This is a genomic window from Ornithinicoccus hortensis, assembly GCF_006716185.1.
Classification (GTDB): domain Bacteria; phylum Actinomycetota; class Actinomycetes; order Actinomycetales; family Dermatophilaceae; genus Ornithinicoccus; species Ornithinicoccus hortensis.
In genome coordinates, this window is the sequence record NZ_VFOP01000001.1 from 2,973,643 (window position 1) to 2,998,425 (window position 24,783).

Below are 24,783 nucleotides of genomic sequence, written 5' to 3' on the forward strand. Positions count from 1 at the left end.
TCGGGGCATCGTCGTTGTGCCCGGCTGTTTCCAACGTGCCGGATGGGGCGGCAGGCGCCCCCCGGCATACGTAGAGGAGCGGTCCCCGGATCATCCGGGAACCGCTCCCCTACGAAACTTCAGCGGCGCAGACCAAGTCGCTTGATCAGTGCGCGGTACCGCTCGACGTCGGTCTCCTCCAGGTAGCGGAGCAGACGCTTGCGCCGGCCGACCAGCAGCAGCAGGCCGCGCCGGCTGTGGTGGTCGTGCTTGTGCTGCCGCGAGTGCTCGGTCAGGTCCTTGATGCGCTGGGTCAGCATCGCGACCTGGACCTCCGGCGAACCGGTGTCACCCTCGACGGTGGCGTACTCCTCCATGATCTGCTTCTTCACAGCAGTGTCCAGCCCCATGGGCGACTCCTTCGTGTTCGTTGCGCGGCGCGCCTGGGCAGGTCCACCAGGGCACTATGACTCCGCGGCCGGTCGTACGGCGAGTTCCAAATCTAGCAGCGGCCGGGCAGTCCGCCCTAATCGGCGCGGCCGGCGCCGCTACAGGCCCGGGGTGTTGGCCTCCTTCAGGAGCAGTGTGGCGTCCTCGGTGCCCAGGTCCACACCGTAGAAGGTCTGGTAGAAGGAGACCACCTCGGCGGGCAGGTCGATGTCGTAGGCGTCCGGGTAGAGGGACTCGGCGACCCACAGGGCGCCGAGCAGCTGGTTGACCGACGGCGGCTGGTCGACCCAGGTGTATGGAGCCTGCGGGGCGATCAGGTAACGCCCCTCCTGCTGGGCGGACAGCGTCCCGATCGTGGGGCTGCTCACCGGGTCGGTGGCCAGCGGCGAGCTGGGCATCCCCCTGACTCCGCAGTTCCGTCCGGTCTGGCCGAATCTAGCAGTAGGCGCGGCGACACTGTTGCGGGACTATTCCGCATACGCGGAGTTCCTGACAGTACCGTGCGGTGAGCGACAGAATGGGGTCATGACCGACCACGCCGAGGCCCACCCCGTCCCGTCCACCATGCGTGTCTCCCTGCTCCGGGCGCCCGGGCAGGTCGAGGTCGCCGAGCGCCCCGTCCCCGAGGCCGGGCCTGGGGAGGTGCTGGTCCGCGTCGCGTCGGTCGGCATCTGCGGCTCGGACGTCCACTACTACCGGCACGGCCGGATCGGTCCGTATATCGTGCGCGACCCCCTAGTCCTGGGTCACGAGGCCAGCGGGACCGTCGTGGCGGTCGGCCCGGACGTGCCGGCGGAGCGGGTTGGTCAGCGGGTGGCGCTCGAGCCCGGCGTGCCGTGCGGGCACTGCAGCCAGTGCCGTGCGGGCCGGTACAACCTGTGCCCGGACGTCCGCTTCTTCGCCACCCCGCCGATCGACGGCGCGTTCGCCGAGTTCGTGACGATCGCCGCGGACTTCGCGCACCCGGTCCCGGACCACGTGTCGGAGGACGCGGCGGCCCTGGTGGAGCCGCTCTCGGTCGGGGTGTGGGCCTGCCACAAGGCGGCGGTCGGCATCGGCGACAGCGTGCTGGTCACCGGCGCCGGGCCGGTGGGACTGGTCACCGTCCAAGTCGCCGCTGCCGCCGGTGCCGGCCGGATCGTGGTCACCGACCTGTCCCCCGAGCGGCTGGCGGCGGCAGAGCGCTTCGGGGCGACCGAGGTGGTCGACACCCGGGAGACGGACCTGGCGCACCTCGAGGGCCGGATCGACTCCTTCATCGACTGTTCCGGCGCCCCCGCGGCGATCTCGCAGGGCCTGCAGACCGTGCGGGGTGGCGGGCGGGTCGTGCTAGTGGGGATGGGCGCCGACGAGATCAGCCTGCCGGTCGCCCTGGTCCAGGGGCGGGAGCTGACCGTCACCGGCACCTTCCGGTATGCCAACACCTACCCGACGGCCATCGACCTGGTGGCGACGGGGCGGGTCGAGCTGGACTCCCTAGTCACCGACCGGTTCCCGCTGGCCGAGGCCGAGGCGGCGCTGCGGTCGGCCGGTGACCCGGGCACCGTGAAGGCCGTGGTGCGCCCCGGCGAGTGACCGGGCCGGACACGGCGGCCGGGGGTCAGCTGCGGCGCTGGCAGTTGCCGCACCAGAACAGGTTGCGGCCCGCCACGACCTTCGTCCGGATCCTCGCGCCACAGCGCAGGCACGGCTCGCCGGTGCGCTGGTAGACCGCGAACTCCCGCGGCACGTCGAGACCCCGGGCTTCCTGGCCTCCGTCCACCGCCGCCACGACGTCGTCCAGCACCTCGTCGAGGGTGATGATCCGGCCGGTGCGTACGCCCCAGGGCATGAGGTGGACCAGGTCCTCCCACATCGCCTGCCAGGTCGCACGCTTGATCCGGGACCCCGGGAAGGCCGGGTTCACCCGGTGCCGGAAGAGGACCTCGCAGCGGTAGATGTTGCCGACCCCGGCCAGCACCGTCTGGTCCATCAGCAGCTCGCCGATGGTGCGTCGCGCAGCGTGGATACTGGCCCAGGCCCGGTCGGGGTCGGACTCCGGGCGCAGCGGGTCGGGCCCCTGCCGGGCCACCAGTGCCTCGACCTCCGGTGGGGTGAGCACCTCGCAGGCCATCGGGCCCCGCAGGTCGGCCAGGGTGTCGCCGTCCAGCAGCCGCAGCCGCACCTGTCCCACGACCGGCGGGTCCGCCTCCCCGGTCACCCTGCTCAGCACGAACGTCCCGATCAGGCCGAGGTGGACATACAGCGTCCGTTCCCCCGCGAAGTGCAGGAACAGCAGCTTGCCCCAGGCCGCGCCCCGCTCGACCTCGCGCCCGTCCAGGAGGGCGGCCCCGTCCGCGAAGCGGCCCTGCGGGCTGGTCACCGACGGCGACCGTCCGGCATACGCATCCTGGAGCTCCCCGGCGATCCGGTGCAGCGTGTGTCCCTCTGGCATGGCCTCATCGTCACAGACCCGTGTCCGTCCCCGCGGGCGCCCCCGACCCGCGTAGAGTCCTGCCGAACACCGCACCTTCGGAAGAGGTCAGCGAGCAGATGTCGACCACGCAGGTCACCGGCAGCGACCGGCCGGTGGCCGCCGACCCCGGCGACACGCACTGGCTGCTGCGCAACCCGATCCGCACCGGCTTCCTACTCATCCTCGGGATCTCGCTGGCGGTGCGCTACAACGTCCTGCGCGACAGTTACTTCCTCACCGACGACTTCATGCTGCAGAGCCGGGCGATGGAGAGCCCGCTCGGCTGGGAGTACCTGACGCGGGTGCACACCGGGCACTTCGAGCCGATCGGGTTCGGCTTCATGTGGCTGCTCGGGCACCTGGCGCCGTGGAACTGGACCGTGGCGATGGTGTCCATGCTCGCGGCGCAGGCCTTGGTGGCGGTCCTCGTCTGGCGGATGCTGGTCGAGCTGTTCCGCCGGCGGGCGCTGATCCTGGTGCCGTTCGCGTTCTACTGCCTCACCCCGCTGACGATGCCGGCGTTCAGCTGGCTGTCGGCCGCGATCATCTGGCTCCCGCTGACCGCCGCGCTGGCCGGGGGCGTCCGCTCGCACGCCCGCTACCTGCGCACCGGACGGCGGGCCGACGCGGCATGGGCCGTCGGGTGGTACGTCGTCGGGCTCGCCAGCTTCGAGAAGATCGCGATCTACCTGCCGTTCATCGCGGTCCTCACCTTCGCGCTCTCCCCCACCTCCCGGGCGACGCTGCGTGACCTGTGGGCGCTGTTCCGGCGCACCTGGCTGGTGTGGGCGGGCTACCTGGTGGCCAGCCTCGCCTACCTGGTCGTCTACCTGGACGGGGCGGCGCGGGCGGACTCCTCGGCCGACATGATCGCGCCGACGCAGCAACAACTGGGCGACTTCGTCTACCTGAGCCTGTTCCGGACGATGATCCCCGGCGCGCTGGGCGGTCCCTGGTCCTGGTACTCCGAGGGGGCGGCGGGCGCGATCGTGAACTCGCCGCGCGCCTTCGACTGGGCCTGCTGGATCGTGGCGCTGGCCGTCGTCGCCGTCTCCCTGTCGCTGCGCCGCCGGATCGGGCGGACCTGGCTGGCGCTGCTGGTCTACGTCGCCGGCTCGCTGGCCACGCTCACCGTCGGCCGCCTGGCGCTGCTCGGACCGGCCGCGGCCCTGGAGACGCGCTACCTCGCCGATGCGGTAGTCCCGCTGGTGATCACGGTCGGCATGTGCCTGATGCCGCTCCGGTTCGAGGCTGACCCGTGGCTCCCGCAGGCCCGGCTCCTGGTCGACGCGGTCACCCCGACGGTGCTCGCCCGTGCCGGGGTCGTCGCGGGGACCGTCTGGGTGGTCCTGGCGCTGCACAGCGCGAACGGGTACGCGGTCTACAGCGCGGTGAAACCCCACCAGCAGTTCGTCGAGACGACCAGGACCTCCCTGGCCGAACTGCCCGAGGACGCCCAGATCTTCGACATGCACGTCCCGGTGAACGTGTTGCACCCGCTGTTCGGCGACTACGACTACGTCAGCCGCTTCCTCGCGCCGATCAGCACGCCCGAGCAGCGGGAGGAGATGTACACCCGCGAGTCCTACACCAACCCCTACCTGCTGACGCCCGAGGGGACCTTCGTGCCGATGGCGGTGCAGGGCTTCCCGTCCCGGGAGCCCCTGGAGGGGCTGTGCGGGTGGCAGCCCGAGGACGGCCGCGCGGCCGTGCCGCTGACCGAGGAGGCCTATGCGTGGCACTGGGCGGTGCGCGTGGGCTTCCTGTCCGGCGGCGAGACGACCGGCACCATCGTGCTGGGCGACGCGCGGCAGGAGGTGACCTTCCCCGAGGGCCTCGGTGGCGTCACGGTCTCCATGGTGGGCGGCGGGACCGAGGTCGTCATCGAGGACCTCGACCCCGACGTCAACATCTGCTTCGGCGACGCCCAGGTCGGCAACCCGGTCCCCGACCCGAACGCACCGCCCCCGGGCGACGACGGGTAGCGACGCAAGCCGCACGCCCCGGGTCGGGCGGTGCGCGCCCAGTTCAGGCAGCCTGTGACCGGTAGCCCGGGCAGGTGGGGAAACTCTTGGGGGCTATAGGCCCCAAAAGTTTCCCCACCCGGGCACGGCGACACCGAAAGCAGCGACCTCGGCCCTCACCGACGCGCACCACGGGCACGCGAGCGACAGAGGCGACAGGGCCGGCATACGACCCGTCCGCGCACATCGAGGCCGCCAGGACAACGGGGAGCACACCTGCCGTGGAAACTTTTAGGGGCTATAGGCCCCAAAAGTTTCCACACGACAGCAACCGCGCGCGCCGGAGCGACGGGCGCGCCGTCGACGCTGCTCAGCCGGTGTTGCGCAAGCCGGCAGCCACGCCGTTCACCGTGATCAGCAGGGCACGCTGCAACTCCGCCTGCTCGGCGGGGTCGGCGTCGCCGGACCCGTCGGCCTCCCGGAGCCGGCGCAGCAGCTCCACCTGCAGGTAGGAGATCGGGTCCAGGTACTGGTCACGGACCGCCAGCGAGCGCTGCAGCACCGGCTGGTCGTCCAGGAGGTCGTCCTCGCCGGTGAGTCGCCGCAGTTCGGCCACGGTCAGCTCGAACTCGACCTTGATGTCCTCGAACAGGGGACGCAGCTCCTCCGGAACCAGCGTCTGGACGTAGTGCCCCGCGATGTCCAGGTCGGTCTTGGCGACGGTCATCTCGACGTTGGAGATGACCGCGGCGAAGAACCACCACTGCTCCAGCATCTCGGTCAGGCTCTCCCCGTGCCCGGCCTCGCGGGCGGCGCGCAGGCCCGACCCCACGCCGTACCAGCCGGGCACGATCTGCCGGGTCTGCGTCCACCCGAACACCCAGGGGATCGCGCGCAGGCCGTCCAACCCCTTGCCGGTGTCGGGGCGCTTGCTCGGGCGCGAGCCGATGTTCAGGGCGCCGAGCTGGTCGACCGGGGTCGCCGCCACGAAGTAGTCCGGCAGGTCCGGGTGGTCGATCAGCGTCCGATAGCGCTCGTATGCCGCATCGCTGGCCAGGTCCATCACCTCACCCCAGCGACGGATCTGTTCGGCGGAGGACCGCGGGTCCCGGTGCAGCGTCGAGCCGCGGAGCACCGCGGCGAGGGACAGTTCCAGGTTCTCCCGGGCCAGGGCGGGCAGGGAGTACTTGTCGGAGATGACCTCGCCCTGCTCGGTGAACTTGATGACGCCCTCCAGGACGCCCGGGGGCTGGGCCAGGATCGCCTCGTACGTCGGGCCGCCGCCCCGGCCGACCGAGCCGCCGCGGCCGTGGAAGAGCCGGAGCCGGACGCCGTGCCGGGCGGCGACGTCGCGCAGGGCTCGTTGGGCCTGGTGGATCCCCCACTGGCTGGTGAGCACGCCGGCCTGCTTGTTGGAGTCGGAGTAGCCGAGCATCACTTCCTGCACGTCGCCGCGCAGCCGGACCAGTTCCCGGTAGCTCGGCTCGGAGAGCAGGGTGTCCACCAGGGTCGCCGCGCCGCGGAGCTCCTCGATGGTCTCCAGGAGCGGGGCGAAGCCGATCTGCGCGAAGGCGTCCCCCTCCCCGACGCCCCGCAGGTCGACCAGGCCGGCCTCGCGGGCGAGGACCGCCGCGGCCAGGATGTCGTCGGCGCCCTGGGTCATCGAGACGATGTAGGTCTCGATGACCTCCTGCCCGTAGGTCTCCTGGGCCCGCCGGACCTCGTCGAACACCTCCAGCGTGCGGGGGCGGGCGGCGGCCCAGTTCAGCAGCGGGCGCGGGGACGCCAGCTCGGCACCGAGGACGGCGAGCCGGTCGGCCCGCTCCAGCTCGGCATACGGGGCATCCGACCCTCCGACGGCGTCGAGCATCTGACCGACCGCGGCGTGGTGGTGCTCGGCGTGTTCCCGGACGTCGAGGGTGGCCAGGTGCAGGCCGGTCCCGGCCAGGGTCTGGATCGCCACGGCCACGCGACCGTCGGCGATGAGCTCGCCCCCGTGCCGGCGCAGCGAGTCGGCGACCACCTGCAGGTCGGCCACGATCTCGTGGGCGTCGGCGTAGTCCCGTCCCGGCTCGTGCGGCGCGCCCTGCTCTACGCGGCGGGAGGTGTTGAGCAGTTTGGCGCGCACGCAGGTCAGCTTGAGCCGGTAGGGCTCGGCGGCGTTCAGCTCCTTGACCCGGGGGTCCAGGCCGGGCAGGTGGGCCAGGTCCTGGCGCAGCGACTCCTCCAGGGCGGGCTCGACGTCCACGATGACCGTGGAGCTGGAGACCTGGGAGATGAGCACGTCGATCAGGCTCAGCGCGACCTTCACCGCGTGCTGGTGGTGCAGCTGCAGGACCTCGGCGGTCACCGCGGGCGTGACGAACGGGTTGCCGTCGCGGTCACCCCCGATCCAGGAGCCGAAGCGCACCGGCGGCCGCGTCGGGTCCGCCTCGACCCCGTGCACCCGGAGCAGGTCGCCGAGGTCGCCGAGCAGGTCGGGCACCGTCTCGGTGAGCACCTCGTCGAGGTAGTACATGGCGTTGCGCGCCTCGTCCATCGGGGTCGGCGCGACCTGGCGCAGCTCGTCGGTCTGCCAGATCAGGTCGACCAGCTCGGCCAGCCGGCGGTCCTGGCGGCGCCGGGCGATGGTGTCCGGCTCGGTGGGCACGGCCAGCTCGTCGGAGAGCCTGCGGATCTTGGTGAGCACCGACCGGCGGCTCGCCTCCGTCGGGTGCGCGGTGAAGACCGGCCGGACGTCCAGCTCGTCCACGGCCTCCGCCAGCGCCTCCGGACCGCTCCGCGCGACGATGTCCGCCACGGCGCTGACCAGCCACCCCTGGTCCTCCACCCGGTCCTGCAGGGTGCGCACCCGGTGCACCTGCTCGGCGGCGTTGGCCAGGTGGAAGTAGCCGGCGAACGCCCGCACCAGGTCGGTGGCCTGGGCCAGCGGCAGCCCGGCGAGCAGGCTGCGCACGGTCGTGCCGTCGACGTCGACCGTCTCGGTCTTGCTGTCCTTGGTCAGCAGCCGGACCTGCTCGACCAGGTCCAGCATCTCCTGGCCGTGGTGGCGCACCAGCGACTGGCCGAGGAGCGTGGACACGCGGCGCACGTCGGCGCGCAGTTCGGGGCTGATCGGGTCGTGACTCACCTGCGGGAGCCTACCGAGACCAGGTGGCCGGCACGTGTCCCACCCGTCACAGGGTCACCGCGTGGATGCCGAACTTGTCGTCGCGTCAAGAACCGTCCTCTATGACGCTGTCCGCCCTCACTCCGGGCCCGGCCCCAGCCGGAGCGATCGGTCGGGACAGATGTACCGCCGGACGGCGGACATCGCCGTCTACCCGTCGCCGCGCGCGCTTCCTAGCGTGAAACGCATGAGAAACCAGCACCAGACGCAGACCCCGACCACCCCCCTCACCCCGGTGCCGGGGACCGACCTGTCCACCGCCGGCACGGCACGACGCGGCTCGCCGACCCGGCGGGCACTCACCGTGGTGGGCGCGGCGGTGGCCGCGCTGGCCGTGTGGCTGCTCGCCGGACCCGTCCTCGGCATCGACCTCGACGTGCAGCAGACGCCGGACTCGAGCACGCTCGTGCCGGTCACCGCGAGCGCCGTGGTGATCTCCTCGGTGCTCGCCGGGCTGCTCGGCTGGGCGCTGTTGGCCTTGCTGGAGCGCTGGGGCACCCGGGGCGTCATCGTATGGCGATCGGTCGCCGGCGCGATCACGCTGCTGTCCCTCGGTGGCCCCCTCTCGTTGGCCCAGAGCACCGGCGGCGCCGTCGTGCTCGCCCTGCTGCACCTGGTCGTGGCCGGGGTGCTCCTCGTGGCGCTGCCCCGCGGCCGCAGCACCGCCCGATGAGCTCCCGGACCGGGCCGCAGAAAATGGATCCCGCAGGTCAGCGGCTCGGCGTACCGTGGACGGGAGTGGATCCGATGGACGAAGGGCCGTCAGACGCCAGCGCGTGCGCGGGCGCCTCGACACACCTCACCCGCAGCCCGCTGGCCCGGTACGGCCAGTGGCTCATCCTGGTCTGGGCGCCGCTGCTGCTGGGCGCCTACGTCCTCGCGGCCGCCTCCGACCACCAGTGGCGCGACCTGACCCTGCTGCTCGCGGCCTGCGCGGCCTTCGTGCTGTCCATCGTCAACTTCTACCGGCCGCGCAGCATCCGGCGGTTCACCGTCCCGGCCTGGCTCCCGCTGCTCGTCCTGGCAGCCGTGGTCGTCATGATCCTGTCGACGACCCGGACCGTCGCGAGCTCGGAGCTGGCCTTCGTCAGCGTGGCGCTCCTGGTCATCACGGCCGCGGTCGTCCTGCCACCGCGGATCGTGCCGGCCGTCATCGTCGCGGTGGCCGTGTGCGGTGCCGTCGCAGGGCTGCTCGCCGGATGGGGCTGGGGGCTGGTCAGCTGGCTGACGGTGACGACCGTGCTCAGCGGCATGGGTACCTTCCTGGTCCACCAGTTGGCCGCCACGATCCGCGAGCTGGACCGGACCCGCCGTCAGCTGGCCGAGGCGGCGGTCAGTGCCGAACGGGTGCGCTTCTCCCGTGACCTGCACGACCTGCTCGGCCACACCCTGTCGGTGATCGTGGTCAAGGCCGAGGCGGTGCGCCGCCTGGCCGAGGCCGACCCCGCTGCCGCGGCGGCCCACGGAGCCGAGATCGAGGCCCTGGGCCGGTCGGCCCTCACCGAGGTCCGTCAGGCGGTGGCCGGCTACCGGGAGGGTGGCCTCGAGGACGAGGTGTCCCGCGCCGCGGCCGCCCTCCGGGCCGGCGGCATCCGGCCCGTGATCGGGCACGTGCCGCCGGGCCTGGACCCCGGCGCCGAGCGCCAGCTGGCCTGGGTGGTCCGCGAGGCGACCACCAACGTGCTCCGTCACTCGGGCGCGAGCACCTGCCGGGTCCTGGTGGACCGACCCGCCGGTGGGGCCCGGGTGACCGTCGCCGACGACGGACACGGCACACCCGGCGGCCTGGCCAACGGCACCGGCCTGGTCGGTCTCCGGGAGCGTCTGGCCGGCCGCGGCGGCACAGTGACCGTCGAGCACGGGCCGGACGGGTTCACCCTGGTGGCCGAGGTCCCGCTGACGACCGGGGATACCCACGAGAGCGTGAGCGACGGGCGCGGCTCGTGGTGACCACCCGGATCCTGCTCGCCGAGGACCAGGGGATGCTCCGGTCCGCCCTGGCCTCGCTGCTCGACGTCGAGCCGGACATGGAGGTCGTGGCCCAGGTGGGCCGCGGCGACGAGATCGTCCCGGCCGCCGTGGAGCACCGGCCGGACGTCGCCCTGGTCGACATCGACCTTCCCGGCGGCAGCGGGCTCGATGCGCTCCCGGACCTGGCCCGGCAGGCCCCGGACTGCACGGCGATCATCGTCACCACCTTCGCCCGGGCCGGCTACCTCCGCCGGGCGATGTCGGCCGGCGCCCGCGGGTTCCTGGTCAAGGACGACCCGGTCGAGCAGCTGGCCGCCTCGATCCGTCGGGTCCTGGCCGGACAGGTCGTCGTCCAGCCCGACCTCGCGGTGGCGGCCCTCAGCGCGCCCGCCAACCCGCTCACCGATCGTGAGCAGGAGGTGCTCCGCGCGTCCCGGGACGGGGCGGTCGTGGCCGACATCGCCGGCCGGCTCTACCTGTCGGAGCAGACGGTGCGCAACTACCTGTCCGCCGCGATCGGCAAGACCGGGGCCCGCAACCGGGCCGAGGCGCTGGCCCGGGCCGAGGACCACGGCTGGGTCTGACGCCCGCGGCCCGCTACTCCCCCTTCGCGGCGAGCACGTCCCAGATCTCGCGGGCTGCCGGGACGGCCACGTCACCGGCGATGCCGCCCTGCTCGAAGACCACCACCACGGCATACCGCGGGTCGTCGGTCGGGCCGTAGGAGGCATACCACCCGGTCGACTTGCGGCCGAACGACTCGGCCGACCCGGTCTTGCCGGCCACCGGGTAGGCCGCCAGGTCGAAGCCGGCGAAACCCTCCGCACCGGTCCCCCGGACGTTGACCCCCTCCAGGCCCTCCCGCAGGATGTCCAGCGCCTCCGGGTCGACGTCCAGCGTGCCCGCCTCCTCGGTGGGCACGTGCTCGACGACCTCGCCGTCCCGGGTGCGGAACTCGGCGGCCGCGCGGGGCTGCACCAGGGTCCCGCCGTTGGCGACCGCGGCATACATCACAGCGATCTGCAGCGGGGTGGTCGCGATGTCGCCCTGCCCGATCGAGAAGTTCACGGCGTCGCCCGGCCGGTACTGCCAGCCATCGACGCAGTTCTCCTCGGCGAGCTGCTCGAGGAACTCCCGACGGTCCTTGTCCTTCTCCTCCGGGTAGCCGGTCTCGGCCCGCTCGCAGGTCGCCTCGCGGGTGGCCTCCCAGTAGGCCCGCTTCCACTCCCGCGACGGCAGCGTCCCGGCGCTCTCCCCCGCGAGGTCGACCCCCGTCGGCTGGCCGATCCGGAAGTCCTCCGCGGTGAGCACGTAGGGGTCCCGCAGGTCCGACTGCTGGGCCAGCCCGCCGAGGTCCTGCCAGGTGTCGTAGGCCCAGGTGTAGAACGCCGTGTCGCAGGACACCTCGATGATCCCGGGCAGGTCGAGCGCACCGTGCGCGGCGGACTCGAAGTTGGTGAAGGTGCGCCCGCCGATCTCCACGCTGCCGGGGCAGTCGTAGCTGGCCTCCGGGTCGATCCCCTGCCGCAGCGCCGCCGGGAGGGTGACCGCCTTGAACGTGGACGCGGGCGGGTAGGTCCCCGCGATCACCCGGTTGACCAGCGGCTGCCCGCCGGAGTCGTCGGTGAGCTCGTCGTACTGCGCCTGGGTGACGCCGCTGGTCCAGATGCCGGGGTCGTATGCTGGCCAGCTGGCCGCGGCGACGACCCCGCCGGTCTCGACGTCGAGCACCACGCCCGCCGCCGAGTCGGCCGGCCAGCCGTCCTCGCGGGCGGTGGCGACCCCCTCGGCGAGCACCCGCTCGACGGTCGCCTGCACCTCCGGGTCCAGGTAGGTGACCAGGTCCAGCCCCGACACGGGGTCGGTGTGCCCGACCTCCCCGGTGACCACGCCCCGCGGGTCGACCGCGACCGTGGTCCGGCCCGAGGTGCCCCGCAGCTGGGCGTCGTAGGCCTGCTCCAGGCCGGTGCGCCCCACGCGGTCCTGCGCAGCGACCGAGGCCTCGTCGTCGACCTCCTCGGCGGTCGGTCGGCCGAGGTAGCCGAGCAGGTGGGCGGCGTTGACCTCCGCCAGCGGGTAGTCCCGCACCGCGACGGCGGTGACCTCGATCCCGGGGAATGCCTCGGGGCGTTCCAGCACCCCCAGCGCGGAGACGGGGTCGACGTCGTAGGCGATCGGCACTGGCTGGTAGGGCGACCCGGAGAAGCAGGCGGGGACGGGTGGGGCGTCCGGGGTGCCGCACAGCAGGGTGCGACCCCACAGGCTCTCCACCGGCAGGTCCAGCTCGTCGGCCACCGATTCGACCAGCGCCCGCCCGGCGTCCTCGGACTCCAGCAGGACCTCGGGGTCGACGGTCACCACGGTGGACGCCGCGTTGGTGACCAGCGGGGTGCCGTCCGCGGCCAGGATGCGACCCCGCAGGGCCGGCTCGGTGACCACCCGGGTGTTGACGGCGGCGGCCTCCTCGGCCAGCACCTCGTGCTCCACGAGCTGCAGCTGGACCAGGCGACCGACCAGGATGCCGATCAGGCAGAGCACCACGACCACCAACCCCCAGAGGGCCCCGACGCCGGGCCGGCGGCGCGGCAGGACGGGGCCGGCCAGGGGCCGCGGCACCCGGATCGGGGTGCGTCCCCCGGCCCGGCTGCGGGGCACCCGGTCGCCGGTCATGTCCAGCCCCTGGCCAGCAGGGCCCGCTCGACGGCGAGCAGCACCGGGAGCAGCACGACCGCGCCGATCAGGGTCATCGCGACCGACCAGGCCAGGTCCACGGGGTGGGCCACCCCGATCCCGGCGGCGGCCGCGACCCCACGGATGCCCTGCACCAGCACGGCGGCCGCGAGCACCGCCACCAGCGGCAGCAGCCCCGACCAGGTGGCGAACCGGCGCAACCACCCGGCGAGGAGCCCGACGCCCAGGTAGGACAGGGCGCTGGCGCCCAACGGCTCGGACCCGGGTGGCACGAGGTCCAGCAACCACCCGCCGGCCAGGCCGGTCAGGGCCGCGGCCGCCGGTCCCCGCACCAGGCCGACGGCGACCACGACGAGGAGCACCAGGTCCGGCCGGGCGGGCCAGCCGCCGGGAAAGGCCGACGGCAGCAGCACCGCCCCCACCAGCGCCACCGCCCGCCACACCGGACCGGGCAGGTGCCTCACGAGGACCTCACGAAGACGACGCCGACCAGGTCGAGGGTGTCTACGTCCACGAACGGACGGACCGCGGCCGTCGCCCCCAGCTGACCGCTGTCGGGGTCCACCGAGGTGACGGTCCCGAGCGGGATGCGGGCCGCATACGGGATGTTGTCGGCGCTGCCGAGGGTGACGACCCGGTCCCCCTCCCGGATCTCGCCGGCGCCGAGCGCGGTGAGGGTCAACTCCCCGGGCGCGCGCGACGGCAGCCCGGGGGCGGCCTCGGCGCGGACCGTGCCGAGGTTGCCGCCGTGCCCGAACCGGACGCCCACGACCACCCCGGGGTCCCCGAGGATGACGACGTCGCTGCTGGTCGGCGCGACCCGGACGACCCGTCCGACGAGGCCGTCCACATTCACGACCGACTGGTCGACCTGCACCCCGTCGGTGGACCCGACGTCGAGGGTGACGGTCCGGCCCGCGACCGGCGAGCTGGCCGAGGAGAAGCCCACCACCCGGGCGGGCAGCAGGTCGTGCACCCCCCAGGAGGCCGAGGCGTGCAGCTCACCGAGCTCGGTGGACTGCTCCTGCAGGGCCTCGAGCTCGTCGACCCGGGCGGCGAGGGCGTTGCGCTCCCGGGTGAGCTCGACCAGGTCCCCGTCGGTCCAGCCGGCCAGCGCCGACTGCGCGGGCGCGGCCACGGTGGCGACGGCACGCCGGACCGGCGCGGTGAGCGAGGGGCGGGCCAGGTCCACCACGACGGCCACCAGGGTGAGCGCCACCAGCAGTCCGACCAACCACCAGGTGCGCCGCGGGGAGGAGGGCCCGGCCGGGGTCACCGGTTCACCGCCGCTGCCCGGTGCTGGTCACCAGGAGTTGTTCGAGGGCGGCGAAGTCGTCGACGCAGGCGCCGGCGCCCCGGGCCACCGCCTGCCGCGGCTCCTCGGCCACCTGGACAGGGACGCCGAGCTCCGCGCGCAACCGCTCCGGCAGGCCGCGCAGCTGGGCGCCCCCACCCGTCAGCGTCAGGCCGCTGTCGAGCACGTCACCGGACAGCTCGGGGGGACAGACGTCCAGGACCGCCCGGACGACGTCCACCACCTGGAGCACGACCGGCTCGATCATGGCGCGCACCTCGGTGGAGGTCAGGGTCACGGTGCGCGGCAGCCCGCTCGTCAGGTCCCGCCCCCGCACCCGCATGTCGAGTTCCTCAGCCAGGGGGTATGCCGAGCCGACCGTGAGCTTGATGTCCTCGGCCGTCCGCTCCCCCAGCACCAGCCCGTGACGGCTCCGCACCGCGGCGGCGATCGTCTCGTCCAGCTCGGTCCCGCCGACCCGGAGCCCGCGGGCGTTGACCACCCCGCCGAGGCTGATCACGGCGACCTCCGTCGTGCCGCCCCCGATGTCGACGACCAGGGAGGCCCGCGCCTCGTGGACCGGCAGTCCCGCGCCGATCGCCGCCGCCATGGACTCCTCCAGGACGTAGACCCGCCGGGCGCCGGCGTGCAGGGCCGCGTCCTCGAGCGCCCGGCGCTCGACCGCCGTCACCCCGCTCGGCACGCAGACGACCATCCGGGGCCGCACCAGCCGGGACGGCCGGGTCCGCTCCACGAAGTGGCGCAGCAACTGCTCGGCGACCTCCCCGTCGGTGACCACCCCGCCGACCACCGGGCGCAGCGTCAGGATGGAGGCCGGGGTCCGCCCGTGCATCTCCAGGGCCTCGGTGCCGGCGGCGACGAGCCGGCCCGAGCCGACCTCGAGGGCGACGAGCGACGGCTCGTCGAGCACGATCCCGCGGCCCTGGGCGTGCAGGAGCGTGCTGGAACTGCCGAGGTCGACGGCCACGTCCCGCCCCAGCAGCCCACGACCCCGTCCAGTGCTCACCCGCAGATGGTACGCAGCCCCGGGCCGGGGGCGGGCGTCCGCCTCGGCCGGGCACCGGGCTCAGTCGCCCGCGTCCGCCCTTCCGCCGTCATCGTCCCCGTCACCTTGAGTTGACGAGCCGGGCTTGTCAACATCGGCTGACGTATCCTCCCCGTTGGCAGGGGCCGTGCCCGGCGAGTGCACGTGCTCGAAGGCGTCGTGCAACCGGTCGGGCGTCCGGCCCAGCTCGGAATCACGGAACGGATCACCGTCGTGGTGGTGCCCGGCGTGCCGCCCCCGCTCGTGGTGCGGCAGGTCCTCGGGGACCTTCTGGCCGGGGTTGGTTTCGGGGCTCATCTCCCGTTCCTATCGGTGCCGGGGCCCGGCCGCAAGAGGGAGCGTGGCCGGCGGGGCTAACCGGTTAGCTGCTCGAGGAGGCAGACCGCGTAGCCGAGGGTGAGCGACCGCAGGACGGTGTCGGCGCCGGCGTCGAAGTCGAGGTGGTAGGCGACCGTGTCCGTGCGGTCCAGCGCGACCTGCCCCACCTCCGACCCCTCCGCGCTGACGACCGCGTACTGCGGGATCGGCCGGGCCCGGCGCTGGCCGAGACGATGGTCAGTCCCCCGAGCGGCCGGTCGTCCTGTCCGTGGAAGGCGATGTCGGCACGGGCCCGGGAGCCCGACCGTGGCACCGCCCGACCCAGCCCCCCGCGTCGGCCAGCGAGACCTCCACCGACGGGCCGCCGCGCCACGGCCGGGGCTGCTCGAGCGCGAGCACCCGGCCGTCCTCGTCGTCCAGCAGGTCCCACGACCGGGCGGCACGCTTGCGCGGGAGCAGCAGGGCGATGGCGGCCCGCCGGCCGACCCCGGCGCGATCCCGTGCCGTGCCCAGCAGTGCGCCCGACGGGTCGAGGACCCGGCAGTGCGCCGCCTGGTCGGCGGACCGTCGTCCGGTCGTGACGACGAGTCGGTCGGCGGTGAAGAGGGAGGACACGACCCCGCATCCTGCCACGCTCCGGGCCGGCCGTCAGTACAGGAACATCGGCTTGCCCCGGACGTGCCGCACCTTCGGGCGGTAGGAGGCCACGTCGTACAGCTCGTCGACGTCGACCCGCTTGACCCCCTCGCCGGTGACGGCGATCGGCACGCTGGTGTAGCTCCCGTTGCGCAGCGCCACCATCCGGCCGGTCGAGCCGTCCAGCGCCAGGTCGGCGGCCATCACCGCGTAGTTGGTGGCCACCATCAGGTCCAGGGAGTCCGGGCTGCCCGACCGCATCAGGTAGCCGACCTGCTGGTAGACGATGCCCTCGCCGGTCCGTTCCTTGATCAGCTCACCGGTCACCTGGCCGATCCCGCCGAGCTTGCGGTGGCCGTAGGCGTCGGCCTCCCCGCTCAGCATCATGTCGCCGCCCTCGATGGTGGCGCCCTCGGAGATGGTGACCATCGCGTATGACGAGGGGTTGGCCTTCTTGTCCGCGACCAACATCTCGCACACCCGGTCGATGTCGAAGGGCACCTCCGGGATCAGCGCCCGGTCCACCCCTGCCAGGTAGGCGGTGATCAGCGAGGTCTCCCCGCTGTAGCGGCCGAACAGCTCCACCACGGCGATCCGCTCGTGCGACCCGGTGGAGGTCCGCAGGTTGTGGATGAACTGCACGCCACGGGTGATCGCGGTGGAGAAGCCGATGCAGTAGTCGGTGCCGTGCACGTCGTTGTCCATCGTCTTGGGGATGGCGATCGTGGGGACGCCCTCCTGGTGCATCCGCAGCCCGTAGGACAACGTGTCGTCGCCGCCGATCGGGATGAGCACGTCGATCCCGGCCGCCTCCACGACCTTCAGCGCGTGCGCCGTCAGGTCGTGGGGGCCATCGCCGGAGACACCGCCGGCCAGGAAGTCGGGGACCTCGTCGGTCTTGACCTTGCCGGGGTTGGTCCGGGAGCTGTGCAGGAAGGTGCCGCCGCTGCGGTCCACCGTGCGCACCACCCGGGGGTCCAGGGTCACCAGGTTCTCGGCCATCGAGTCCGGGTCCTCCGGGTCGGTCCTGAGCAAGCCGCCCCAGCCGCGGCGGATGCCGACGACCTGGTGCCCCTCCTCGTGCACCCGGTTCACGACCGCCTTGATGCACGGGTTCAGCCCGGGGACGTCGCCGCCCCCGGTGAGGATGCCGATGCGCATGGGCCACTCCGCCTTCCGGTCCGGTCCGCGGACTGCCTCGACCGCGGCTGCACGGTCAGCCTAGTGGGCGGGGTGGGACGGCATACGGAGGGAGCGGCCGTCCCCGTGGGCGTGGCGGATCGGGGGCGCTAGCCCGGCACCCGGGCGAGCTGACGCGCCTGGGCGACGAGGCGTCCGGTGCTGTCCCAGACGTCCGCGTCCTCCTCCAGGAAGCCACCGGCCAGGTTGCGGCTGGAGGTGACGATCTGCAGCCAGCCGGGCGCCGGGCGGGCCCGGACGTGGGCGGTGAGCTCGACCGTCGGTGCCCAGCCGGTGACGCCTAGGTCGAAGGCGACCGGGGGCATCGCGTCCACGGCCATCAGCAGGAGGTACGGGTCCGGCTCGCGCCCGTCCGGCATACGGAGCCAGCCGCGCAACTGTCCCCTGCCGGAGGGGCGCCCCACCGCCCACCCGGCGGTCGCGGGATCGATCCGCAGGTCCAGCTGGTGCAGGATGTTGACGCCGCGGATCGCCTCCGCTGGGGCGTCCAGGGCCTTGGTGCAGTCCTCCGGCCCCGGCATCGGTGGGGGTTCGGCCGCGGTCCGGACGTCGTCCGGGAGGGAGTCCAGCGAGCCGTAGGTGGCCAGCGCCCGGACCTTCTGGACGGGTTCCCCTTCCGGTCCGTCCTGCCACAGCGAGACCTCGCCGGTGGCGACCTGGCGGCCCGTGCGCACCGTCTCGGTGTGCACCGTGACCGGCCCGGGGCTGCTCGCGGCCAGGTAGTAGGCGCTGATCACGAACGGGTCCGGGTGGCCAGTGCCGCCCAATTCGGCGGCGAGCGCCGAACCGGCCATGGCCAGGGCGACCCCGCCGTTGACGGCGTGACCGATCAGCCAGTCATCGGTGAACTCACCGGTGCGGGTGTGCGGCCCGGACTCGTGGGTGGCGATGGCCCGGTCGAACGCGCTCTGCTCCGGCACGGGGCCTCAGACCCCGGCGGGGAACCAGATGGCGATCTCGCGGGCCGCGGACTCCGGGGAGTCCGAGCCGTGCACGATGTTCTGCTGCACCTTCAGGCCCCAGTCGCGGCCGAGGTCCCCACGGATCGTGCCGGGCAGCGCGGCCGTCGGGTCGGTGGCGCCGGCGAGGGCACGGAACCCCTCGATGCAGCGCTGGCCCTCGATCACGGCGGCCGTCACCGGCCCGGAGAGCATGAACTCCAGGAGCGGCTCGTAGAACGGCTTGCCCTCGTGCTCGGCATAGTGCTCGGCCAGCTGCTCGCGGGTCGGGGTGGTCACCGCCAGGGCGACCAGGGTGTACCCCTTGGCCTCGATCCGGCGCAGCACCTCCCCGCTCAGACCACGGCGGTAGCCGTCGGGCTTGACCAGGACCAGGGATCGTTCGATCTGCTCGCTCACGCGGGTCAGCCTAATCTGCCGGGCTACCCGTCGGTTCAGCTGGCCTGCAGCACGCCGCTGCCGAGCAGCCCGAACAAGACCAGGGCCAGGACGATCCGGTAGATCACGAACGGCGTGAAGGTGTGCGTGCTGATGTAGCGCATGAACCAGGCGATGATCGCCAGGGCCACCACGAAGGCGATCCCGGTGGCCAGCGCGATCGGGCCCCACTCCGGCGCCACCGCCTCGTCGGAGATCTTGAGGACCTGGTAGAGCCCGGACCCGAGCACCGCCGGGATCGCCAGCAGGAAGCTGTAGCGCGCCGCCGTCGCCCGGGAGTACCCCATGAACAGACCAGCCGCGATGGTGCCGCCGCTGCGGGAGACGCCTGGGATGAGCGCCAGCGACTGCGCCAGGCCGTAGAGGATGCCGTCGCGCCAGGTGAGCTGGCGCAGCTCCTTCGGCTGCTTCACCCGGGCGGCGAACCGGTCCGCGGCGTAGATCACCAGGGCGAAGACCAGGAGCATCGTGGCGGTGAGCCACAGGCTGCGCAGGTCGGTCTCGATGTAGTCCTGCAGGGTGAAGCCGAGGACCCCGATCGGGACGGACCCGATGATCACGAGCCACCCCATACGGGCATCCGGGTCGTCCCGCGGGAGCTTCCCGACCAGGGACAGCGCCCAGTGGGAGATGATCCGGACGATGTCGCGCCAGAAGAAGACCAGGACCGCGGCTTCGGTGCCCAGCTGGGTGATCGCGGTGAACGCCGCCCCCGGGTCCTCGTTGCCGATGAGCTGGCCCACGATCGACAGGTGCGCGCTCGAACTGATCGGCAGGAACTCGGTGAGGCCCTGGACCAGTCCCAGGACGATCGCCTGCAGGTAGTCCATTCAGTCCTCACTCGTGGTTTGGTCGTGCGTCGTGCCGTGCTCTTCCGCCCACCGTTGCGACAGCTCCTCCATCTTGCGCCCCTGGACCAGCGAGACCACCCACAACGCGCCGAAGATCGCGACGACGCCGAGCATCGCCGGGAGCACGAGCGCGCTGGCCAGGGTCAGCAGCTGGACAAGCCAGCCCAGGGTGATCCCGAACGGGCGCCGCAACACCCCGGCCGCGACCACGCACAGCAGCGCCAGGATGGTGCCGCCGATGAGGTAGGTCCGGCCGGCGTCGGCATCGCCGTCCGTCAACGCCAGCCCGCGGGCCACCAGGGCCCCGAAGCCGATGGCCAGGGCCTGTCCGATGAGGGTCATGCCGGCGAAGCGCCGGGTGAACGTCCCCGGCACGCCGGTCAGGGGAAGTGCACGCACGGGAGGACATTCTGTCATCCCCAGCCCTCACCCCCGACCGGACGTCCCGTCGGGCGGCCCTCTACCCCCACCGGACGTCCCGTCGGGCGGCCCTCTACCTCCACAGGACGCCTGACCTGGCGGCGGGCGCCGGGTCGCCCCGCCCGCTCACGCGTCCGGTCCCAGGCAGGAGCCGTCCGCTCACGCGTCCGGTGGGGGTGAAACACCGCCCGCTCACGCGTCCGGTCGGGGGTGGGGGCGGGTTAGGAGGTGGAGGTGACGCCGAGGAGCATCCGGACCTCCGCGGCGGTGACGACGGAGCCGGTGGCCAGGACGGCACCGCTCATGCCGCCCTCGTCGGCGAGGCCGGCGGCGGTGTCCAGGGCGTCCGGGAGGTCGGGGACGACCGTGACGCGGTCCTCGCCGAAGATCTCGGCGGCCAGCTCACCGAGACGGGCCGGCCGGATGGAGCGGGGCGAGGTGTTGCGGCTGACGACGATGTGGTCCAGCACGGGCTCCAGCAGCTGGAGCATCGCCTCGGCGTCCTTGTCCTCGAGCACGGCCACCAGGCCGACCAGGCGGTGGAAGGTGAAGGAGTCGCGGACCGCCTCCACCAGCGCCGTCACGCCGGCGGGGTTGTGGGCTGCGTCGACCACGACCGTCGGGCTCCGGCGCACCACCTCCAGCCGCCCGGGCGAGGTCATCGCCTCGAAGGCGGCGCGGACCAGGTCGATGTCCAGCGGCTGCTCCCCACCCCCGACGAAGGCCTCGACGGCCGCGACCGCGAGCGCGGCGTTGTGCGCCTGGTGCTCGCCGAACAGCGGCAGGAACAGGTCGGGATAGTCACCCGCCAGGCCGCGCAGCGACAGCTGCTGACCGCCCACGGCCAGGGTCCGCTCCAGCACGCCGAAGCCGAGCCCCTCGGGGTGCACGCTCGCGTCCACCTCGTCGGCCCGGTCGAGCAAGATCTGCATCGCCTCGGACTCCTGGCTGCCGAGCACGGCGATCGCGCCCGGCTTGATGATCCCGGCTTTCTCGGTCGCGATCGACTCCAGGGAGTCACCCAGGTAGCGGGTGTGGTCGATCGCGATCGGCGTCACCACCGCCACGGCCCCGTCGGCCACGTTGGTCGCGTCCCAGCTGCCGCCCAGGCCCACCTCCAGCACGGCAATGTCGACCGGGGCATCGGCGAACGCCGCGAAGGCCACGCAGGTGAGCACCTCGAAGAAGGTCATCCGCGGGCCGCCGGCGGCGACCGACTCCTCGTCGGCCAGCTGCACGAAGGGCAGCACATCGTCGTATGCGGCGAGGAACCGCTCCGGGCTGACCGGCTCACCCGCGATCGCGATCCGCTCCCGCAGGTCGTGCAGGTGCGGGCTGGTGAACCGCCCGGTGTTCAGGCCGAGCTCGCGCAGCAGCCGCTCGATCATCCGCGAGGTCGAGGTCTTGCCGTTGGTGCCGGTCACGTGGATGACCCCGAAGCTGCGCTGCGGCTCACCCATCAGGTCCATCACCCGGGCGACGCGGTCCAGGGTGGGCTCGATCGCGGTCTCCGGCGCCCGGGCCAGGATCTCCTCGGTCACCTCGACCATCCGCGCGGCGACCGCCGGATCCGGCCCCGCCCCGCTCACCGGTCGACCCGGGTGATGAGCAGCTCGACCTTGCGTCCGCCGTCCAGCTCGCCCACCCCGCGGTATGCCGTGTCCGTCCCCTCTCCCCGGGGCCCGGGCAGCGGCGTCCCGGCGCCGGCGGCGCCGAACTGGACAGCGAGGGTCTCGGCCATCACCAGGCTCTGGTGCTCGACGGCCGCCTGCCAGGCGTCGTCGTCCCCGACCACGGTGAGGCTGATCCGGTCGGTCACCTCCAGGCCGGCCTCACGCCGGGCCTGCTGCACCGCGCGGATCAGGTCGCGGGCCAGGCCCTCCCGGGCCAGGTCCTCGGTGACCCCGGTGTCGAGCACCACGAACCCGCCGGTGGCCAGCATGCCGGTCGCGCTGGAGCTGGCCGCCGCGTCCCCGGACACCACGGTCTCCAGGGTGAACTCACCGTCGACCAGCTCGAGGCCACCGGAGGTGACGGTGCCGTCCTCGGCCACCGACCAGTCCCCGGACTTGCTGCCCTTGATCGCCTGCTGCACGTCCCGGCCCAGCCGCGGCCCCGCGGCCCGGGCGTTCACGGTCAACTTCTGCTCGATACCGAAGTTGGCGGCCCCCGCGTCGGAGGTGGCCACCAGCCGGACCTCCCGCACGTTGACCTCGTCCTTGACGATGTCGACGAACGGTGCCAGGCCGTCCGGGTCGTCTGTCACCACGGTGACCGAGGCCAGCGGCAGCCGCACCCGCAGCCCGGCGGACTTACGCAGCGCGAGGGTGGCCGAGCAGACGGCGCGGGCGGTGTCCATGCCCGCGACCAGGGCCTCGTCCTGGGGCAGGTCGGCGGCCACCGGCCAGTCGGCCAGGTGCACCGACTCCCCGCCGGTCAGCCCGCGCCATACGTCCTCGGTGACCAGCGGCAGCAGCGGGGCGAGCACCCGGCAGGTCACCTCCAGGGTGGTGTAGAGGGTGTCGAAGGCGGCCCGCACGTCCTCGGTGGCCTCGCCGTCGGTGGCCCAGAAGCGCTCCCGGGACCGGCGGATGTACCAGTTGGTGAGCACGTCGATGAACGCCCGCGCGGAGTCGGCAGCACCGGCGATGTCGTGGTGTTCCAGCTGCGCCCCGGCGTCCTCCACCAGCCCGCGCAGCTTGGCCAGCAGGTAGCGGTCCAGCGGGTTGGTCGAGGAGGTCGACCACTGCGCCTGGTAGCCGTCGCCGACGGCGTTGGCGTAGAGCCCGAAGAAGTACCAGGCGTTCCACAGCGGGATGAGCACCTGGCGCACCCCGTCGCGGATGCCCTGCTCGGTGACGATCAGGTTGCCCCCGCGCAGGATCGGGCTGGACATCAGGAACCAGCGCATCGCGTCGGCGCCGTCCCGGTCGAAGACCTCCCGGACGTCCGGATAGTTGCGCAGCGACTTGGACATCTTCTGCCCGTCGCTGCCGAGCACGATGCCGTGGCTGACGCACGCGGAGAAGGCCGGGCGGTCGAACAGCGCGGCCGCCAGGATGTGCATCGTGTAGAACCAGCCGCGGGTCTGCCCGATGTACTCCACGATGAAGTCGGCCGGGAAGTGGTGCTCGAACCACTCGGCGTTCTCGAACGGGTAGTGCACCTGGGCGAAGGTCATCGACCCGGAGTCGAACCACACGTCCAGCACGTCCTCGACCCGGCGCATCGTGGAGTTGCCGGTGGGGTCGTCCGGGTTGGGCCGGGTCAGCCGGTCCACGAACGGCCGGTGCAGGTCGACGTTGCCGTCGTCGTCGCGCGGCAGGGTGCCGAAGTCGCGCTCCAGCTCCTCGAGCGAGCCGTAGACGTCGATCCGGGGATAGGCCGGGTCGTCCGAACGCCACACCGGGATCGGGCTGCCCCAGAAGCGGTTGCGCGAGATCGACCAGTCGCGGGCGTTCTCCAGCCACTTGCCGAACTGACCGTGCTTGACGTGCTCGGGCACCCAGGTGATGTCCTCGTTGGTGCTCAGCATCGTGTCCTTGAACTTCGTCACCTCGACGAACCAAGAAGACACCGCCATGTAGATCAGCGGCTCACGGCACCGCCAGCAGTGCGGGTAGGAGTGGTCGTAGGTCTCGCGGCGCAGCAGCACGGTCCCAGGGGTGGTGGACCCGTGGTCGCCGGTGCCCCGGGTGCGGTTGCGCAGGTGCTCGGCGATGAGCCCGTTGGCCTCGAAGACGTGCATGCCGGAGTAGTCCAGCACCGGGGCGGTGAACTTGCCGTCCAGGCCGACCGGCACGACCGGGGCGATGCCCTCCCGGTCGGTCACCATCTTGTCCTCCTCACCGAAGGCGCCGGCGCTGTGCACCAACCCGGTGCCGTCAGTGGTGGTGACGAAGTCGGCCTCGACCACGCGGTGCGCCCTCGGGTGCCCGTCGTAGTAGGAGAACGGCGGGACGTAGGACAGCCCGAGCAGCTCCGCGCCCGTCAGCTCGGCCACCACGGGCGGGTCCTCCCCGAGCTCCCGGGCGTGCGCCGCGAGGCGGGCCCGCGCCACGACATACCGCTCGGTGGTGCCGGTGTAGTCGGACTCGACGACGACGTAGTCGATCTCCGGGTGCACCATCACCGCCAGGTTGGCCGGCAGCGTCCACGGCGTGGTCGTCCACACCAGCAGCAGCGCGCCCTCCAGCGCCGCGGGGGCCTCGCCGGTCACCCGCAGGCCCACCGTGACCGACGGGTCCTGTCGCATCTGGTAGACGTCCTCGTCCATCCGCAGTTCGTGGTTGGACAGCGGCGTCTGGTCGTTCCAGCAGTACGGCAGCACCCGGAAGCCCTCGTAGACCAGCCCCTTGTCGTAAAGCTGCTTGAAGGCCCAGATCACCGACTCCATGTAGTCGGGGTTGAGCGTCTTGTAGTCGTTGTCGAAGTCGACCCACCGCGCCTGCCGGGTGACGTAGTCGCGCCACTCGTCGGTGTACTTCAGCACCGAGGCCCGGCACTTGGCGTTGAACTCCTCGATGCCCAGCTCGAGGATCTCGTCCTTGGTCTTGATGCCGAGCTGGGACATCGCCTCCAGCTCCGCCGGCAGCCCGTGGGTGTCCCAGCCGAACCGGCGCTCGACCCGCCGCCCCTGCATGGTGCGGAACCGCGGGACGACGTCCTTGACGTAGCCGGTGAGCAGGTGACCGTAGTGCGGCAGGCCGTTGGCGAAGGGCGGACCGTCGTAGAAGACGTACTCGTTGTCGCCGTCCTCACCCGCGGGGCGCTGCTCGACGCTCTTGGTGAAGGTGTCGTGCTCGGCCCAGTACGCGAGCACGGCCTGCTCCAGCGTCGGGAAGTCGGGGGCCGGGGTCAGCCCCTGACCTGCGGTGTCGACCTGGGGGTAGGTCATCGTCGGTGCTCCTGCTCGTCGTCAA

The 24,783-nt window shown here is 72.6% G+C and carries 23 protein-coding genes; 5 read left to right on the forward strand and 18 right to left on the reverse strand.

Annotation, left to right across the window (positions count from 1 at the left end; translation table 11 throughout):
* Nucleotides 1-119: 119 nt before the first annotated feature.
* Both rpsO and FB467_RS13865 read right to left on the reverse strand, forming a co-directional pair.
* Nucleotides 120-389 (reverse strand): 30S ribosomal protein S15, encoded by a 270-nt coding sequence (gene rpsO, locus FB467_RS13860; protein ID WP_141785622.1) that lies wholly within the window; start codon nucleotides 387-389, stop codon nucleotides 120-122.
* Between the two features lie 138 nt (nucleotides 390-527).
* Nucleotides 528-827 (reverse strand): hypothetical protein, encoded by a 300-nt coding sequence (locus tag FB467_RS13865; protein ID WP_141785623.1) that lies wholly within the window; start codon nucleotides 825-827, stop codon nucleotides 528-530.
* 127 nt (nucleotides 828-954) lie between these two features.
* On the opposite strand from FB467_RS13865, the gene FB467_RS13870 reads away from it, so the two are divergent.
* Nucleotides 955-2,004, forward strand: coding sequence for an NAD(P)-dependent alcohol dehydrogenase (locus tag FB467_RS13870; protein WP_211350613.1), 1,050 nt, complete (start codon nucleotides 955-957; stop codon nucleotides 2,002-2,004).
* 25 nt (nucleotides 2,005-2,029) lie between these two features.
* Here the strand turns inward: FB467_RS13870 and FB467_RS13875 are convergent, their stop codons facing one another.
* Nucleotides 2,030-2,863, reverse strand: a complete 834-nt coding sequence (locus tag FB467_RS13875) for an Fpg/Nei family DNA glycosylase (protein ID WP_141785624.1) — start codon at nucleotides 2,861-2,863, stop codon at nucleotides 2,030-2,032.
* Between the two features lie 98 nt (nucleotides 2,864-2,961).
* On the opposite strand from FB467_RS13875, the gene FB467_RS13880 reads away from it, so the two are divergent.
* Nucleotides 2,962-4,869 (forward strand): hypothetical protein, encoded by a 1,908-nt coding sequence (locus FB467_RS13880; RefSeq protein WP_141785625.1) that lies wholly within the window; start codon nucleotides 2,962-2,964, stop codon nucleotides 4,867-4,869.
* Nucleotides 4,870-5,218: 349 nt separating this feature from the next.
* On the opposite strand, the gene ppc is transcribed toward FB467_RS13880, so the two are convergent.
* On the reverse strand, nucleotides 5,219-7,978 hold the full coding sequence (gene ppc, locus FB467_RS13885) for a phosphoenolpyruvate carboxylase (protein ID WP_141785626.1): 2,760 nt from the start codon (nucleotides 7,976-7,978) through the stop codon (nucleotides 5,219-5,221).
* A 226-nt stretch (nucleotides 7,979-8,204) separates the two neighbouring features.
* Here ppc and FB467_RS18545 point away from each other — a divergent pair, with 226 nt between their 5' ends.
* From FB467_RS18545 to FB467_RS13895, 3 genes are all read left to right on the forward strand, one after another.
* Entirely contained in the window at nucleotides 8,205-8,690 is a 486-nt protein-coding gene (locus FB467_RS18545; RefSeq protein ID WP_170230732.1) for a DUF6069 family protein, read from the forward strand.
* 74 nt (nucleotides 8,691-8,764) lie between these two features.
* Nucleotides 8,765-9,967 (forward strand): sensor histidine kinase, encoded by a 1,203-nt coding sequence (locus FB467_RS13890; protein WP_228393341.1) that lies wholly within the window; start codon nucleotides 8,765-8,767, stop codon nucleotides 9,965-9,967.
* Nucleotides 9,961-10,572, forward strand: coding sequence for a response regulator (locus tag FB467_RS13895; protein WP_141785628.1), 612 nt, complete (start codon nucleotides 9,961-9,963; stop codon nucleotides 10,570-10,572). Before FB467_RS13890 ends, FB467_RS13895 begins: the two co-directional genes overlap by 7 nt.
* A 13-nt stretch (nucleotides 10,573-10,585) precedes the next feature.
* Here the strand turns inward: FB467_RS13895 and mrdA are convergent, their stop codons facing one another.
* The 14 genes from mrdA to ileS all read right to left on the reverse strand — a co-directional run bounded on the left by mrdA (nucleotide 10,586) and on the right by ileS (nucleotide 24,758).
* A complete protein-coding gene (gene mrdA, locus FB467_RS13900; RefSeq protein ID WP_141785629.1) occupies nucleotides 10,586-12,658 on the reverse strand; it encodes a penicillin-binding protein 2 in 2,073 nt (690 codons plus the stop codon).
* Nucleotides 12,655-13,143, reverse strand: coding sequence for a rod shape-determining protein MreD (gene mreD, locus FB467_RS13905; protein WP_141785630.1), 489 nt, complete (start codon nucleotides 13,141-13,143; stop codon nucleotides 12,655-12,657). Before mreD ends, mrdA begins: the two co-directional genes overlap by 4 nt.
* A complete protein-coding gene (mreC, locus tag FB467_RS13910; RefSeq protein WP_141785631.1) occupies nucleotides 13,140-13,955 on the reverse strand; it encodes a rod shape-determining protein MreC in 816 nt (271 codons plus the stop codon). Before mreC ends, mreD begins: the two co-directional genes overlap by 4 nt.
* Before the next feature lie 4 nt (nucleotides 13,956-13,959).
* Entirely contained in the window at nucleotides 13,960-15,000 is a 1,041-nt protein-coding gene (gene mreB / locus FB467_RS13915; RefSeq protein WP_141785632.1) for a rod shape-determining protein, read from the reverse strand.
* A 60-nt stretch (nucleotides 15,001-15,060) separates the two neighbouring features.
* A complete protein-coding gene (locus FB467_RS13920) occupies nucleotides 15,061-15,336 on the reverse strand; it encodes a hypothetical protein (protein WP_141785633.1) in 276 nt (91 codons plus the stop codon).
* 56 nt (nucleotides 15,337-15,392) lie between these two features.
* On the reverse strand, nucleotides 15,393-15,524 hold the full coding sequence (locus tag FB467_RS19355) for a hypothetical protein (protein WP_267128620.1): 132 nt from the start codon (nucleotides 15,522-15,524) through the stop codon (nucleotides 15,393-15,395).
* Between the two features lie 70 nt (nucleotides 15,525-15,594).
* Nucleotides 15,595-15,972 (reverse strand): hypothetical protein, encoded by a 378-nt coding sequence (locus tag FB467_RS13925; RefSeq protein WP_141785634.1) that lies wholly within the window; start codon nucleotides 15,970-15,972, stop codon nucleotides 15,595-15,597.
* Between the two features lie 33 nt (nucleotides 15,973-16,005).
* On the reverse strand, nucleotides 16,006-17,154 hold the full coding sequence (locus tag FB467_RS13930; protein WP_141785635.1) for a 6-phosphofructokinase: 1,149 nt from the start codon (nucleotides 17,152-17,154) through the stop codon (nucleotides 16,006-16,008).
* Between the two features lie 128 nt (nucleotides 17,155-17,282).
* Nucleotides 17,283-18,113, reverse strand: coding sequence for a thioesterase family protein (locus FB467_RS13935; protein WP_141785636.1), 831 nt, complete (start codon nucleotides 18,111-18,113; stop codon nucleotides 17,283-17,285).
* Nucleotides 18,114-18,119: 6 nt separating this feature from the next.
* Nucleotides 18,120-18,551 (reverse strand): nucleoside-diphosphate kinase, encoded by a 432-nt coding sequence (gene ndk / locus FB467_RS13940; RefSeq protein ID WP_170230735.1) that lies wholly within the window; start codon nucleotides 18,549-18,551, stop codon nucleotides 18,120-18,122.
* Nucleotides 18,552-18,586: 35 nt separating this feature from the next.
* Nucleotides 18,587-19,420: an undecaprenyl-diphosphate phosphatase gene (locus FB467_RS13945; protein WP_141785637.1), complete on the reverse strand. Its 834-nt coding sequence runs from the start codon at nucleotides 19,418-19,420 to the stop codon at nucleotides 18,587-18,589.
* Nucleotides 19,421-19,840: a DUF4233 domain-containing protein gene (locus tag FB467_RS13950; protein WP_228393340.1), complete on the reverse strand. Its 420-nt coding sequence runs from the start codon at nucleotides 19,838-19,840 to the stop codon at nucleotides 19,421-19,423. It lies immediately after the preceding gene.
* Nucleotides 19,841-20,082: 242 nt separating this feature from the next.
* A complete protein-coding gene (locus tag FB467_RS13955; RefSeq protein ID WP_483406875.1) occupies nucleotides 20,083-21,450 on the reverse strand; it encodes a bifunctional folylpolyglutamate synthase/dihydrofolate synthase in 1,368 nt (455 codons plus the stop codon).
* Nucleotides 21,447-24,758 carry an isoleucine--tRNA ligase gene (gene ileS, locus FB467_RS13960; protein WP_141785639.1) on the reverse strand — a complete coding sequence of 1,104 codons (3,312 nt, stop codon included), beginning with the start codon at nucleotides 24,756-24,758 and terminating at the stop codon, nucleotides 21,447-21,449. The genes FB467_RS13955 and ileS overlap by 4 nt, the downstream gene beginning before the upstream one ends.
* Nucleotides 24,759-24,783 lie beyond the last annotated feature (25 nt).